Annotated in this window: 14 protein-coding genes; 7 read left to right on the top strand and 7 right to left on the bottom strand. The window is 72.6% G+C overall.

All coding sequences use genetic code 11. The features are described 5' to 3' along the window. Positions 1-158 precede the first annotated feature (158 nt). Positions 159-1,322: a flavin-containing monooxygenase gene (locus tag ACIA8D_RS32725; protein WP_399237810.1), complete on the bottom strand. Its 1,164-nt coding sequence runs from the start codon at positions 1,320-1,322 to the stop codon at positions 159-161. A 197-nt stretch (positions 1,323-1,519) separates the two neighbouring features. On the opposite strand from ACIA8D_RS32725, the gene ACIA8D_RS32730 reads away from it, so the two are divergent. Beyond that, positions 1,520-1,972: a DoxX family membrane protein gene (locus ACIA8D_RS32730; protein ID WP_326023783.1), complete on the top strand. Its 453-nt coding sequence runs from the start codon at positions 1,520-1,522 to the stop codon at positions 1,970-1,972. Next, positions 1,969-2,391 carry a Zn-ribbon domain-containing OB-fold protein gene (locus ACIA8D_RS32735; protein ID WP_399237811.1) on the top strand — a complete coding sequence of 141 codons (423 nt, stop codon included), beginning with the start codon at positions 1,969-1,971 and terminating at the stop codon, positions 2,389-2,391. The genes ACIA8D_RS32730 and ACIA8D_RS32735 overlap by 4 nt, the downstream gene beginning before the upstream one ends. 121 nt (positions 2,392-2,512) lie before the next feature. On the opposite strand, the gene ACIA8D_RS32740 is transcribed toward ACIA8D_RS32735, so the two are convergent. Both ACIA8D_RS32740 and ACIA8D_RS32745 read right to left on the bottom strand, forming a co-directional pair. Beyond that, positions 2,513-3,187 (bottom strand): pyridoxal 5'-phosphate synthase, encoded by a 675-nt coding sequence (locus ACIA8D_RS32740; RefSeq protein WP_399237812.1) that lies wholly within the window; start codon positions 3,185-3,187, stop codon positions 2,513-2,515. Positions 3,188-3,396: 209 nt separating this feature from the next. Further along, positions 3,397-4,566 (bottom strand): thiolase C-terminal domain-containing protein, encoded by a 1,170-nt coding sequence (locus ACIA8D_RS32745; RefSeq protein WP_399237813.1) that lies wholly within the window; start codon positions 4,564-4,566, stop codon positions 3,397-3,399. Between the two features lie 104 nt (positions 4,567-4,670). Here ACIA8D_RS32745 and ACIA8D_RS32750 point away from each other — a divergent pair, with 104 nt between their 5' ends. Together ACIA8D_RS32750 and ACIA8D_RS32755 are read left to right on the top strand one after the other, a co-directional pair. Beyond that, positions 4,671-5,870, top strand: a complete 1,200-nt coding sequence (locus tag ACIA8D_RS32750) for an acyl-CoA dehydrogenase family protein (protein ID WP_399237814.1) — start codon at positions 4,671-4,673, stop codon at positions 5,868-5,870. Beyond that, a complete protein-coding gene (locus ACIA8D_RS32755; RefSeq protein ID WP_399237815.1) occupies positions 5,870-6,346 on the top strand; it encodes a nitroreductase family deazaflavin-dependent oxidoreductase in 477 nt (158 codons plus the stop codon). Before ACIA8D_RS32750 ends, ACIA8D_RS32755 begins: the two co-directional genes overlap by 1 nt. A 79-nt stretch (positions 6,347-6,425) precedes the next feature. Here ACIA8D_RS32755 and ACIA8D_RS32760 read toward each other — a convergent pair whose 3' ends face one another. Beyond that, positions 6,426-7,073, bottom strand: a complete 648-nt coding sequence (locus ACIA8D_RS32760; protein WP_399237816.1) for a TetR family transcriptional regulator — start codon at positions 7,071-7,073, stop codon at positions 6,426-6,428. 163 nt (positions 7,074-7,236) lie between these two features. Between ACIA8D_RS32760 and ACIA8D_RS32765 the strand changes: the two genes are divergently transcribed. The 3 genes from ACIA8D_RS32765 (at position 7,237) to ACIA8D_RS32775 (ending at position 11,078) form a co-directional block, all read left to right on the top strand. Continuing rightward, positions 7,237-7,953, top strand: coding sequence for a VOC family protein (locus ACIA8D_RS32765; protein ID WP_399237817.1), 717 nt, complete (start codon positions 7,237-7,239; stop codon positions 7,951-7,953). Between the two features lie 159 nt (positions 7,954-8,112). Beyond that, positions 8,113-10,518, top strand: coding sequence for a PQQ-binding-like beta-propeller repeat protein (locus tag ACIA8D_RS32770; protein ID WP_399237818.1), 2,406 nt, complete (start codon positions 8,113-8,115; stop codon positions 10,516-10,518). 77 nt (positions 10,519-10,595) lie between these two features. Then, positions 10,596-11,078: a hypothetical protein gene (locus ACIA8D_RS32775; protein ID WP_399237819.1), complete on the top strand. Its 483-nt coding sequence runs from the start codon at positions 10,596-10,598 to the stop codon at positions 11,076-11,078. Positions 11,079-11,094: 16 nt separating this feature from the next. Here ACIA8D_RS32775 and ACIA8D_RS32780 read toward each other — a convergent pair whose 3' ends face one another. The 3 genes from ACIA8D_RS32780 to ACIA8D_RS32790 form a co-directional block, all read right to left on the bottom strand. Further along, the gene (locus ACIA8D_RS32780; protein WP_399237820.1) at positions 11,095-11,871 is read right to left on the bottom strand and encodes an enoyl-CoA hydratase/isomerase family protein; all 777 of its coding nucleotides are present in this window, start codon (positions 11,869-11,871) and stop codon (positions 11,095-11,097) included. Next, positions 11,868-12,326 carry a Zn-ribbon domain-containing OB-fold protein gene (locus ACIA8D_RS32785; RefSeq protein WP_399237821.1) on the bottom strand — a complete coding sequence of 153 codons (459 nt, stop codon included), beginning with the start codon at positions 12,324-12,326 and terminating at the stop codon, positions 11,868-11,870. Before ACIA8D_RS32785 ends, ACIA8D_RS32780 begins: the two co-directional genes overlap by 4 nt. Before the next feature lie 130 nt (positions 12,327-12,456). Beyond that, positions 12,457-13,608, bottom strand: coding sequence for a lipid-transfer protein (locus tag ACIA8D_RS32790; protein ID WP_399237822.1), 1,152 nt, complete (start codon positions 13,606-13,608; stop codon positions 12,457-12,459). Between the last annotated feature and the right edge of the window lie 63 nt (positions 13,609-13,671).

Genomic DNA, 13,671 nt, shown 5'->3' on the forward strand with positions numbered 1-13,671 from the left:
TCCTGTGTGTCAGCGACATCTCTTGCCTGTGCAGTGCCTCGAAGTCCCCCCGAGTAAGAACTGACGCATAGTCAGATTACTGAACTGACACTGTGTCAGGAACAGGGCTGCAGGCAAAGAGATGGAGCGAATGTTCCGAGGGGCGTGCGGTCCGGGGGTCAGGAGCGGAGTTGTGCGGCCACCGCTTTGCCGATGCGGCCGGCATTCAGGGCCAGTTCCCGGAGCATGCCGGAGATCGGGTTGGTGTAGCCCGTGAAGTGGAGGCCGGGGGCCTTCGGGGAGGAGGGGCGGGGCCGCCCCGTGGCCGGGTCCAGGACGTCCAGATGGCCCACGAGGTCCTCCAGGCCCTGCCGGTAGCCGGTGGCCGCGATCACCGCGTCCGGGGTGAGGCGGGTGCCGTCGGAGAGGACCACCGTGTCCGCGTCGAAGGACGTGACGGCGGCCACGGGCTCGACCTTCCCGGACCGCACGGCGTCGACGAAGCCGATGTCCTGCACCGGGATGGCGCCCTGGCGGGCCCGCGAGTAGAGGCCGGTATCGGGGCGGGGCAGGCCCTGCGCCGACAGGTCGGGCACGCTCGCCCTGCCCAGCGGCGCGGCGAGCCGGTCGACCATGCCGACCGGCAGGCGCCGGCAGAGGATGCCGGTGCGCTGGGCGGGCCAGCCGAGCGTGGTGCGGCGCACGATGTGCGGGGTGGTGCGCACGGCGATGCGGACGCGGTCGGCGCCGCCCTCGATCAGGTCGACGGCGATCTCGGTGCCGGTGTTGCCCGCGCCGACGACGAGGACGTCCTGGCCGGTGAAGGGGGCCGGGTTGCGGTACTCGCCCGCGTGCAGCAGCTTCCCGGTGTACGTGGCGGTGCCGGGCCAGTCCGGCAGGTGGGGGGTGTGGTTGTAGCCGGTGGCGACGACGACGGCGGCCGAGGTCAGCTCGCGGCCGCCGGTCGCCCGCAGCAGCCACCCCGAGTCGTCGGGGGTCCGCTCGATACGGGTGACCTCGACGCCGGTGACGACCTCCAGGTCGTGGTGCTCGGCGTACTTCTCCAGGTAGCGCACGACGTCGTCGCGGGCGACCCAGCGGCCGAAGCGGCGCGGCATCGGCAGGCCGGGCAGCCCGGAGAGGCGGCGCGTGGTGTGCAGGTGGAGGCGGTCGTAATGGCCGCGCCAGGAGGTGCCGACGCGGTCGGACTTCTCCAGGACGACGGCCCGTACGCCGTGCGCCTCGAGCCCGACGGCCGCGGCGAGCCCGCCGGGTCCGCCCCCGACGACGTACACGGGCGGACGTTCGTGGCTGCGTGCCGGTGTGTGGGGGGAGTCGGCCATGCACGGAGCGTATTGCGGCGCCGGTTTGAGCGGGACCGGTCAAGGCGGAAACCGGTTGCGAATTGATCACGGGCCGGGGTCGGGGCGGCCGGTCGTTGGTGTGTGCGGGGCCCTTGCGGAGGCGGTGCCGGATGCGTTGAACTGGCCTACCCGAGTAACTGACGTATCGTCAGAAAATGGAGGAGGGGCCGGACTTCATGGACGCGATAGGGCTCAGCGGCGCCGAGTGGCTCGCCGTGCTGCGCATCGGGCTCGGCCTGTGGTGGCTGGAGAGCTGGCGGCACAAGGACAAGAAGGGCTGGTTCGAGCGCGGCACCGGCATCGCGTGGGCCGCCGACGTGGCCGGCAAGCACAAGTGGAACGCGGTGCGCAGCGGCTTCGAGGTCGTCGTGAAACCGCGGCCGAAGACGATGGCGTACGTCGTGGTGTACGCCGAACTCGCCCTCGGGATCGGCCTGATCCTCGGCTTCCTGACGCCGATCGCGCTGGTCGGCGGGCTGCTGCTCAATCTCCTCTACTTCACGTTGATGATCCACGACTGGGCCGAGCAGGGGCAGAACGCGATGATGGGCCTGATCTCGCTCGTCGCGCTGTTCGCCATGTCCTGGCAGGCCTGGTCCCTCGACCATGCGATCGGACTGTTCTCGTGAGCGCTGCTTCCGCCGACGTACGTTTCGATGTTCCCGAACCCGATGCATTCACGCGGCCCTACTGGGACGCGGCCGCCGGGGGGCGGCTGCTGCTCAGGCACTGCGCGGACTGCGGGCGGGACCACCACTATCCGCGGGAGTTCTGCCCGTTCTGCTGGAGCGAGGACGGGCGGTGGCGGGACGCGAGCGGCCGGGCCACGCTCTACACGTGGTCCGTCGTGCACCGCAACGACCTGCCGCCCTTCGGGGGCCGCACCCCGTACACCGCCGTCGTCGTCGATCTCGCCGAGGGGCCGCGGATGATGACGGAGATCGTGGAGTGCGCGGAGGCCGACCTGCGGGTGGGGATGGAGCTGACGGTCGACTTCCGGGAGGGCGGGGGCGGCTTCGCCGTGCCCGTGTTCAGGCCCGCGCCCTGAGGCCTGGCGGTGGGGCGCGCCGAAATCCGGTGGCCGACAGGCACGACAGGCCCGGCGGATCCGACTGCCCGGCTGACCCGGCAGGCCCGGCAGGCCCGGCTGACCCGGCAGGCCCGCGCACTCACGGCCACAGCAGTTCCTTGGCCCAGCCGTCCGGCGTGTGCCGGTATCTGAGGCGGACGTGGCGGCGGCGTGCGTCGCCCTGGAAGAACTCCACCTCGTCCGGGGCCAGCTCGTAGACCGTCCAGGACGGGGCGGCGGCGTCCGGTTCGCGTTGCGCGCGGTCCCACGCCGCGTCCGAGGCGCGCTCCAACTCCTCGTAGGAGCCGAGTGGTTCGCTCTGGTGGCCGACGAGCGCGGAGGCGAGCGCGCCGGTCGAGCGGGCGTGCAGATCGGCGTGGGCGGCCTCGGGTCCGGCCGTGCGGACGGGGCCGCGGACCCGGATCTGGCGGCCCTGCGCGGGCCAGTAGAAGCCGAGCGCCGCATACGGGTGCGCGGCGAGCTGACGGCCCTTCGCGCTGCCTGCGTGCGAGGCGAAGTGCCAGCCGTGCGCCTCGTCCGCGCCGTGCAGCATCACCGTACGGACATCGGCGCGGCCCTCGGTGTCCGTCGTCGCGAGCGAGGGGGTGTGCGGTTCGGGCTGGCCCGCCGCCACGGCAGCGGCGAACCACCGGGTGAACAGGGGGAGGGGTGCCGCGGGGGTGTCGTCGGGGTCGAAGGCGGGCAGCTCGGTGTCCCATACGCGCAAGGAGCGCAGGAGGGCGTCCAGGTCGGGGCGGTCGGATTCCGGTTCCATGGGGCGATTGTCGCGTGCCGGGCGGGTGGTGGATCAGCGTGTCACCATGCGGCCGAGATCGGCCCCAGGCCCGCGATCGGCCCATGGCGGTCGACGGTAGGGGGGGATCGGTGCCTCGGCAGTAGGCCTCGTCCGGCCATCCAGGCCTACGTCGCGGGGCTCTGCCCGGCCCCGCGCCTCAATCGTCGGCGGGGTTGGATCTGGTCGTCTCACCCCGCCCCCAGCACCACCGTCCCCGCTGAGCAGAACCAGCCGCCCGTGCCCGAGGCCACCGCGAGCCGTGGCAGTGAGCCGTCCGCGCGGCGTACCTGGTGGCCCCCCGCCTCGCCGCGCAGCTGCCGCGCCGCCTCCACCAGGAGGAACAGGCCGCGCATGCCGGGGTGTTGGGCGGACAGCCCGCCGCCGTCGGTGTTCGTGGGGAGTTCGCCGTCGTGCAGGAGGCGGCCCTTCTCGACGAACGCGCCGCCCTCCCCCTTGGCGCAGAAGCCCAGGTCCTCCAGGGTCACGAGCGTCATGTACGTGAAGGCGTCGTAGATCTCCGCGATGTCGATCTCGGACGGACTCACCCCTGCCCGCTCGAAGGCCAGACGGCCGCTCACCGCCGCCGGTGAGACCGTGAAGTCGTCCCACTCCGACATCGTCGTGTGCGACACGTGCTCGCCCGCGCCCAGCACCCACACCGGAGGCTTCGCGCAGTCGCGCACCAGGTCCTCGGCCACGAGCAGCACCGCCGCGCCGCCGTCCGAGCGGATGCAGCAGTGCAGTTTGGTGAACGGGTCGGCGATCATCGGCCCGGCCAGGACCTCGTCGACCGTGATCGGGTCGCGGAACATGGCGTCCGGGTTCCGGGAGGCGTTCGCGCGGGCCTGGACGGCGACCTGGGCCAGCTGGTCGAGCGTCGTGCCGTACTCGTGCATGTGACGGCGGGCCGCCATCGCGTACTTGGCGATCAGCGAGTGGCCGTACGGGACCTCGAACTGGAGCGGGCCGCGCGCGCCGAAGGACAGGTTCGAGGTGCGGCGCTTCGCCTTGATGTCGGCGCGGGCCGTGGAGCCGTAGACGAGCAGGACGGCGCGCGCGTGGCCCGCCCGTATCGCGTCCGCCGCGTGCGCCGCCATCACCTCCCAGGTGGAGCCGCCGACCGAAGTGGAGTCCACCCAGCGAGGTTTGAGCCCCAGGTACTCGGCGACCTCGACCGGTGCGAGGGTGCCGAGGCCCGCGCTCGCGAAGCCGTCGACGACGTCGGGGGTGAGCCCCGCGTCGGCGAGCGCCCGGCGGGCGGCCTGGGCGTGCAGGGCGTAGGGAGTGGCTTCGTCGACGCGGCCGCAGTCGGAGAGGGCGATGCCCGCGATGGCGACCTTGCTACCGGCTTCAGTCATGAATCTGACGGTACATCAGATACGGGGGTGTGTAGGAGTGTGCGCACCTCTGGGCTTCCGGTGGCCGCCGTCCTAACATGACGCCCCGTCAGAAAGGGGCCCACATGGACGCCAGGTTCACCGAGGAACAGCAAGAGATCCGTCGTACCCTGCGCGAACTCGCCACCAAGCGCTGCACCCCGGACGACGTCAAGGCCGCCACCCGCACCCCGGTCGGCCATGACCTCGCCCTGTGGGGCACTCTCAGTGCGGAGCTCGGACTTCCGGGGCTCGCGCTGCTGGAGGAGTGCGGAGGCGTGGGCGGCTCCTTCGTGGAACTCGCTCTCGCGGCCGAGGAGTTGGGGCGGGTCCTCGCGCCCACGCCACTGCTCGCCACCAGCGGCCTCGCGGCCCCGCTGGTCTCCGCCCTCGGCACCGGGGCGCAGCGCTCCGCGCTGCTGCCGAGGATCGCCGAGGGCGCCCTGACCGCGACGCTCGCCGTACCGGGCACGGGCCTGGCCACCGCCCTCGGCCTCGTCGCCGACAACGCCGGGGACTGGGCGGGCGGCGGCCGGGCAGGCGGCGTGCAGGCCGCCCGGCAGGAGAACGGCTGGCGGCTCTACGGGCAGGCCGAGCAGGTGCTCGACGGCCACAGCGCGGGCCTGCTGCTCGTCGCCGCGCACACCGGCGGCTTCGCGCGCTCCCGCACGCTCCTGTTCCTCGTGCGCGCGGACGCCCCCGGGATCGTCCGCGTACGCCAGACGGCGATGGACGAGACGCGGCCGCAGGCGCGCATCGAACTCCGCGATGTCGAGGCCGAGTTGCTGGGCGAGGAGGACGCCGACGTGACCGGGGCGCTGGCCGCCGTCGGGGACACCGTCGCCACGCTGCTCGCCGCCGAGGCCGTCGGCGCCGCCGACCGGGCCCTTGAACGGACCGTCGAGTACGTCAAGGAGCGCGAGCAGTTCGGCCGGCCCGTCGGCTCCTTTCAGGCGGTGAAGCACCGGCTCGCCGACGTCTACGTGCAGGTGCAGGCGGCGCGCTCGGCCGCGTACTACGCGGCGTGGGCCGCGAGCACCGACGACGAGGCGCCGGTCGGCGGGCTCGCGCTCGCCCAGGCCCTGGAAGCGCTGCGGACCGGGGCCGGGGAGGCCGTGCAGCTGCACGGCGGCATCGGCTTCACCTGGGAGCACGACGCGCACCTGTACCTGAAGCGGGCCACCGGCGACGAGCTGCTGTTCGGCCCGGTGCATCTGCTGCGGGACCGGGCCGCGCAGGCCGCCGAGCTGTTCGCGCCGGGGCCCGGCCTGGAGGTGGCGGTCTGATGGCACCGCCGGGCGTCAAGCTGGTGCAGAAGGTGTCCTCGACGCGGACGTTCGGCCGCCTCGCGCCGCACGTCATCCCCGCCCTCGACCGCGCCGTGCACCGGCTCACCCGCGGAAAGGTGCTGCTCAGCGCGCAGATGCTGCCGGGGGTGATCCTCAGTGTGCGCGGCGCGAAGAGCGGGATCGAGCGGCGTACTCCACTCGCGTGCATGCCCGAGGAGGAGTGGGGGACCTGGCTGCTGATCGGGTCGAACTTCGGGCGGGCAGGCCATCCCGCCTGGACCGCGAACCTGCTCGCGCATCCGGACGCCGAGATCAACTGGCGCGGGGCGGACGTCCCGGTGACGGCCCGGCTCCTCACGGGGAGCGAGCGGGAGGATGCCTGGGCGGCGGCGCTGACGTTCTGGCCGCCCTACGCCACGTACCAGCGGCGGGTGGAGCGGGAGATCCGGCTGTTCCGCCTGGAGCGCCGCTGAGCGGCGGGCCGGGAACTGCAACAGCGGCGGCTCACGTTGCACCACGCGAACCGCCGCTGCACGACAGGACCAGGAAGAGTTACTTGGTGGGCTTCTTTCCGGTCACGCCCAGGTGCACCAACAGCGCGAGGTTCGGCTTGAGTTCGGCCTGCTTCACGCCCCAGGTCTGGAAACCCTTCTGGTGCGAGGCGACCGCCGCGAGCATCGCGACCAGCGAACCGGCGACCGCGGCCGGGCTCACGTCCTTGTCGAGCTTGCCCTTGTCCTGAAGATCCTTGACCGCGTCGGCGAGGGAGTTGTTCACCGAGTTGAGGATCTTCATGCGGAGCTTGTAGAAGCGCTTGTCGCCCTCGGCAGCACCGAGGTCGACGACGCGCAGGATCGCGTCGTTCTTGCGCCAGAACTCGAAGAAGCCGTCCACGAGTTCCTGCGAAGCGGTCCAGCCGGCCTTGCCGACCCAGGAGCGGTCCGCGACCAGTTCGGTCAACCCAGCACCCTCGGTGGCCACTTGGTCGGCGATCTCCAGGACGGCGCCCTCGACGTCCGGGAAATACTGGTAGAAGGTCGCGGGCGAAGTGCCCGCCTTTCGCGCGACATCAATGACTTTGACGTCCCGGTAGGGCGAGGAGCTGAGCATCTCGCCGAGGCAGTCGAGCAGCTTCTGACGTGTTGCCTGACCACGCCGTCCGGCCACGCGGCCGTCGACGGTCCGTACTTGTCCTGTCATGCCGTCAGCTTACCGAGGGGTGATCGGAGCGCGATCTGGCCGACTGCAAATGGGGTTGACCGTCATGACCTCCGGTCAAATGACGCGCCGTGAGCGACCGGAATTGGCCAAACGTTCGAATTTAAAGAGCATCGGCCCGTTCGGCCTGGTTAGCGTGACGCCCATGCGCCCCGCCCGCCGCGACCGGCCCGCCGTTCCCGAATTTCCTGAAGGGGCCCCTTGCTGGGCCGATGCCCGGCTCGCGGACGTCGAGGCCGGAAAACGGTTCTACGGCGATCTCCTCGGCTGGACCTTCGACGAGGGCGCGGGCGCCCAGCGCGACTACTACACGGCGGCCTACAGCGAGGACCGCTCCGTCGCCGCCCTCGCCCCGGCGAACCTGGGCGTCGAGTGGCGGGTGCACCTCGCCGTGCGCGACGCGTACGCCGCCGCCGAACGGGTCTTCGCGGCGGGCGGGCACGTCGTGGCGGGGCCGCTGTCCGGCGGGACGGAGGCGACCGTCGCGCTCGCGCGGGGGCCCGAGGGGGCGGCGTTCGTGCTGCGACAGGCGGGGACCCACCAGGGCTTCGAGCGGGTCGGCGGGACCGGCGGGTTCTGCGGAGCGGAACTGCTCACACCGGACGCCGCGCTGAGCGATTCCTTCTACGGGGCCGTATTCGAAGAGGGGGACTTCGGGGCGGCGGTCCGCCGTATGGTCGTCGCCGAGGGGCCCGGCCGGTTCCTGCTCCACTTCGGCTGCGCCGACACCGGGGCCACCGCGGCGGCGGCGGTCCGGCTCGGCGGGCGGGTGCGGGTGGGGCCGTACCCCACGGCGTACGGAAGCACCGCCGTGATCGAGGATGATCAAGGGGCGGTGTTCGCGGTGTGCGAGCAGGCGTAAGAGGCCCTGAATGCTCCGAGACACCCCGTTTTGACCCGAGGTTCGCAACTGAGGGCCGAGACAGGAAGAATCGGGGTGCGTGCCGCCGTGGCGCTTCGGTGGTGAGACGCTGACGGGGGCCGTGAGTGCGGTGGCCCGCACGGGGAGGTGGCAGGCGAAGTGATGGATCAGCTGACGCAGCACGATCCGAGGCGGATCGGTCCGTTCGAGGTTCTGGGACGGCTCGGCGCGGGCGGCATGGGCCTGGTCTATCTGGCGCGCTCGGCCTCGGGCCGACGCGTGGCGATCAAGACGGTGCGTACGGAGCTCGCCGAGGACCAGCTGTTCCGGGTCCGCTTCACGCGCGAGGTCGAGGCGGCACGGGCGGTGTCCGGCTTCTACACGGCCGCCGTCGTCGACGCCGACCCGCGCGCGGCCGTGCCCTGGCTCGCCACCGCGTACGTACCGGCGCCCTCCCTCGAAGAAATAGTGAACGAGACCGGGCCGCTGCCCGCCCAGGCCGTCCGCTGGCTGGCCGCGGGCATCGCCGAGGCTCTCCAGTCCATCCACGGCGCGGGCCTGGTGCACCGGGACCTCAAGCCGTCGAACGTGCTGGTCGTCGAGGACGGCCCGCGCGTCATCGACTTCGGCATCGCGTCCGGCGTCTCGAACACGCGCCTGACCATGACGAACGTCGCCGTGGGCACGCCCGCGTACATGTCGCCCGAGCAGGCGAAGGACTCGCGCAGCGTCACCGGCGCCTCGGACGTCTTCTCGCTCGGCTCGACGCTCGTCTTCGCGGCGACCGGGCACGCCCCGTTCCACGGCGCGAACCCCGTCGAGACCGTGTTCATGCTGCTGCGCGAGGGCCCGGACCTGGAGGGCCTCCCGGAGGAGCTGCGGCCGCTGCTCGAGGCGTGCATGCAGATGGAGGCCGGCCAGCGGCCCTCGCCCGCCGACCTCCAGGCCCAGCTCGCCCCGCACCTGTTCGGCGCGGGCAGCGACGACAGCGGCACCGCCTCCGCCTGGCTGCCCGAGCGGTCCGTCGCCCTGATCGAGTCGCGCCGCGGCGGTCGCCCCGCCCCCAAGGCGCCCGGGACCCGGCCGCCGGGCCCCGGCGCGCACGCCGCGCCCAACGGGCACGGCGCCCCCATCCCCGCCATGCCCTCGCAGCCGCCGCCCGCGCCGCCGATGGCGCCCGCCCCGGGGCTCGTGGCCACCGACGGCTGGCGGCACTCGCCGGTGCCCGCGGGCCAGAGCCTCGTCGCCGACGGGCCCGTGCACCTCGCCGGGGCGCAGGTGCCGATCGGCCCCGGGCCGCGGGTCGCCGACGCGCGGGCCGCCGCCGTGAAGGCGCCGCCCGCCGAATCGGGCCTCGCCGGCTCCTGGTCCCGCTCCAAGCCCGCGGTGAACGGTTCGCACGAGCCGGTCGTACCCGCGCCCGCCGTCGCCGAGGGCGCCGCCTGGCGGCCCTGGCGCTTCCGGATGTCGAACGACGTGTGGGGCACGCCCGCCGTCGCGGGCGACCTCGTCTACGTCACGTCGTTCGAGGTGCACGTCCTGGACGTGGCCACCGGACGGCGCCGCTTCAAGACCCGCGACGTCGCCTGGTCCATGGCCGTCGCCGACGGCCGCATCCACGCCTCCGACGGCCCCACCCTGTGGGCGCTCGACGCCCGCGACGGCGGCGACCTGTGGCGGATCCAGACCGACGCCTGGGTGTACGCGCTCCAGGCCGACCGCGGCACCGTCGTCACCGCCACCCGCGGCGGCGGCGTCCAGGCCCGCGAGGCCGTCAGCGGCGACGTCCTGTGGGAGATCACCGGCTGCCAGGCCGACTTCGAGGCCGCGGAGGCCGGGCCCGTCGTCCACGAGGGCACGGTCTACGTGTGGCAGGACGCCCGCCTGCGCGCCCTCGACGCCCGTACGGGGGACGAGCGCTGGTCCTACCCGATCGGCGACGCGGCCTCCTGCGGTGGCGTCCCGATGCGCCTGACGCCCGCCTCCGACGGCTATGTGTACGTCGCCGCCGGCACCCGAGTCCTCGCCGTCGACGTCGCCTCGGGCCGCGTCCGCTGGCACTTCGAGGCACCGGCCGTCTTCCTGTCGCCGCCCGCGTTCGCCCCGGGCCCCGCCGTCACCGGCGGCGGCGTGTACCTCGTCGACCACCTCGGCACCGTGTACGCGCTCGACGCCACCGACGGCCGCGACCGCTGGCGCATCGCGACCGAGGCCCGGCCCTCGTCGGTCGACCCGGTCCTGGTCGCGCGGGGCCACGTGCACGTCGGCAGCGGCCAGGGCCTCTACACCCTGGACGCGGTGACCGGCACCCCGAAGTGGCGCTTCCAGGCCGGCGGCGAGCTCGTCGGGGCGCCCGTGGTGGCGGACGGCCGCATCCACTTCGGCTCCACGGACCACCTGCTCTACACGCTGAAGGCCGACGACGGCCGGCTGCGCTGGAAGCTCGCCACGGGTGGCGAGATCACTGGCACCCCGGTCGTGCGGGACGGCGTCGTCTACGCGTGCAGCAAGGACCGCTGCGTGTACGCGCTCGACGCGGAGAAGGGGACGGGGACCAGCCGGTAGCCGGGTTCCCGGTGTCCGGGACGCCTGCCGCCGATAGGGTGCCCCGCGTGATGAAACGGGGACTGAAACTGACAGCGGTGGCGACCTTGGTGGTGGTGGCCCTCACGGGGTTCACCACCGGCCGGAGCCACGGACATTCCAAGAGCCGCGGCGGCAGCGGGGGCGGGTGCAGCAGCTCGTCGCAGAAGCACGACTCGTCGTCGTCCGGCTATTCCGGGAGCGGCAGCGGCTACACCCGGCACACCCGGCACGGCTCCACCTCGAACTCCACGTCCTCGGCGAGCACGCTGCGGGACGGCAGGGTGAAGCTGCTGACGTGCGCGGACGCGCGGCGGGCGTACGCCACCGTCGAGGTCACCAACCCCAACAGCGAGCGCGCGCGGTTCGACGTCCGCGCCACCTTCCTCGACGCGAGCGGCGCCACCGTGACCTCCGTGGGCCACGAGGTCACCGTGCCCGCGAAGGGCAGGGCGACCGCCAAGGTGCCGGTCGGCAGCGCGGACCTCGCCGCCGAGGTCGACCGCTGCGACATCGCCCCCGACGCCTACGTGCGGCGCTGACCGCGTTCACAGGCTCTCAACGCACCCTGAACTCCCGGCTCTGCGTGCGGGAGTTGAAGAGTTCCGCCTGCCGCTGCGGCGGCAGGTTGCCCAGCTGGATCAGGTCGGGGGCGTGTGCGAAGGCGCGCTCCCGATTGGCCGCGGTGGCCGCCCAGACCGCCTTCACGGTGCCCTGGACGGCCTCCGTCGGACACCCGGCGATGGTGGTGGCACACCGCAGCGCCGCCTCCAACGCCCCACCGGGGGCCGTGACTTCCGACACCAGGCCCACCTCGTACGCCCGCCGCGCCGACATGCGCTCCGCCGAGCCCATCAGCGCGAGCCGGGCGACTTCGCCGGGCGGCATCCGCTGGGCCAGATGGATCGACTCGAAGGCGTTCACCATGCCGTACGTGGTGTGCGGGTCGAAGAAGGTCGCCGTCTCGTCCGCGACCACGAACTCCGACTCCCCGATGAGGTAGAACGCGCCGCCGCACGCCATCCCGTTGACCGCGGCGATCACCGGCTTCCACAGGTCGTTGGCCTTCGGGCCGACCGCGGGCAGCGGATCGTCCGCCGAGTACGGGGAGTCCGGCTGCGGCACGTCCCACCCGCGGTCGATGCCCGTGCAGAACGCCCGGTCGCCTGCCCCGGTGAGGACGATCGCCCGTACGGTGTCGTCGAAGCGGAAGTCGCTCCAGGTGGCGGCCAGTTGGGCGACCGTCTCCTGGTCGAGCGCGTTGTGCCGGTGCGGGCGGTCCAGGGTGACGGTGGCGACGCCCGTGCCCTTGTCGATCTCCGTTGCCACCGTCATGAGCGCTCCAGCACCCAGCGCGGCACGGTCACCCCATCGACCTCCGCGAACACCACCTGCACCCGCGCGCCGATCTTGATGCGGTCGGGGTCGACGGAGTTCAGCGGCGCGTCGGCGCTGGAGACCAGATTGCCGACGAGCCGGATCCGGGGCGCCTCCGCGAGCTCGACGACGATCGCGTTGTACGGGGCCTGGGCGGCGTACGCCGGGAGCAGCGGCGGGTGCGGGATCACGTACGACCAGACGCGGCCGCGGCCGCTCATCCGGCGCCACTCGCTGTCGAAGGACTGGCAGTGCGGGCAGCAGGGCCGGGGCGGGAACCGGAGTTCTTGGCAGGTGGGGTTGGCGCAGGCCTGTATGCGGAGTTCGCCGCGGGCGGCGTACTCCCAGAAGGGGGCGCCGTCGTCGTCGGGGGTGGGGGTGAGTAGTTGAGAGGTGGTCGTCGCGTCTGACATGTGGCTGTCCTCCGGTGCAATTCGTTGGCCCTGGCGACGGGTGGGCAGATCAAGCCCCTGCGGCGATTGAGCAGCGGGGTCCGGGGCAGAGCCCCGAGACCGCAACGCCGTCGCAGGGAAAGAAGAGGGATCAAGCGGCGCGCAGCAAAAGCGCCGACGTCGGCACCCCTTCACCCGCCGTCACCAGGCAGGTCTCCGCATCCGGCACCTGCGCCGTACTCACCCCCCGCAACTGCTTCACGCCCTCGTTGATGAGGTTGAACCCGTGGACGTAGGCCTCGGACAGGCCGCCGCCCCCCGTGTTGATGGGGAGCCGCCCGCCGATCTCCAGCGCTCCGCCCTCCGTGAACGCCGCGCCCTCGCCGCGCCCGCAGAACCCGTACCCCTCAAGGGAGAGCGGGATGAGTGGGGTGAACGCGTCGTAGATCTGGGCGACGTCGACGTCCTCGGGGGTGACGTCCGCGTTCTTCCACAGGTGCCGGGCGGCCGTCCACGCGGGGCCCGTCAGCGGGTCGTCGTTCCAGTAGTTGACCATGCCGTGGTGCTGCGCGGGCAGCCCCTGCGCCGCCGAGTGGACGTAGACCGGCTTCTGCCGGCAGTCGCGGGCCCGCTCGGCGGAGACGATGACGCAGGCCAGCGCGCCGTCCGTCTCCAGGCAGTTGTCGAACAGGCAGAGCGGCTCGCTGATCCAGCGCGAGGTCATGTAGCTGTCGCGGGTCATGGGGCGCTCGTACATCATCGCGGCCGGGTTCTGGTTGGCCCGGTTGCGGCAGGCGAGCGCGACGTTGAAGAGGTGGTCGCGGGTCGCGCCGTACTCGTGCATGTAGCGGCGGGCCAGCATGCCGATTTCGTCGGCCGGACGGAGCAGCCCGTAGGGCCGCGTCCACTGGGCGGGCGTGGGGAGTTGGACGGCCGTGTTCTTCCAGGGGCGGGGCCCCGAGCCGCGCTTGCGGGAGCGCCAGGCGATGCCGACGCTCGCCTGGCCCGTGGCGATCGCGGAGACGAGATGCGCGACCGTCGCGCACGAACCGCCGCCGCCGTAGCCGACCTTGGAGAAGAAGGTGACGTCTCCGGCGCCGATGGCCTTGGCCACCTCGACCTCGTCCGTCTCCTCCATCGTGTACGAGGCGAAGGCGTCGACCTCGGACGGGGATATCCCCGCGTCGTCGAGCGCGGCGATGATCGCCCGACAAGCCAACGTCTTCTCGGATTCCGGGAGTTGCTTCGCGAAGGCCGTCTGTCCGATGCCGACGATGGCCGTCGCGTCCTTGAGTCCCGCCATGGGCACACCCCCACTTGTTCCGTCTGCCGCCTGTTCGCTCTGCTGACAGCGCGTCAGGCTACA

This window comes from Streptomyces sp. NPDC051684 (assembly GCF_044453445.1).
GTDB lineage: Bacteria > Actinomycetota > Actinomycetes > Streptomycetales > Streptomycetaceae > Streptomyces.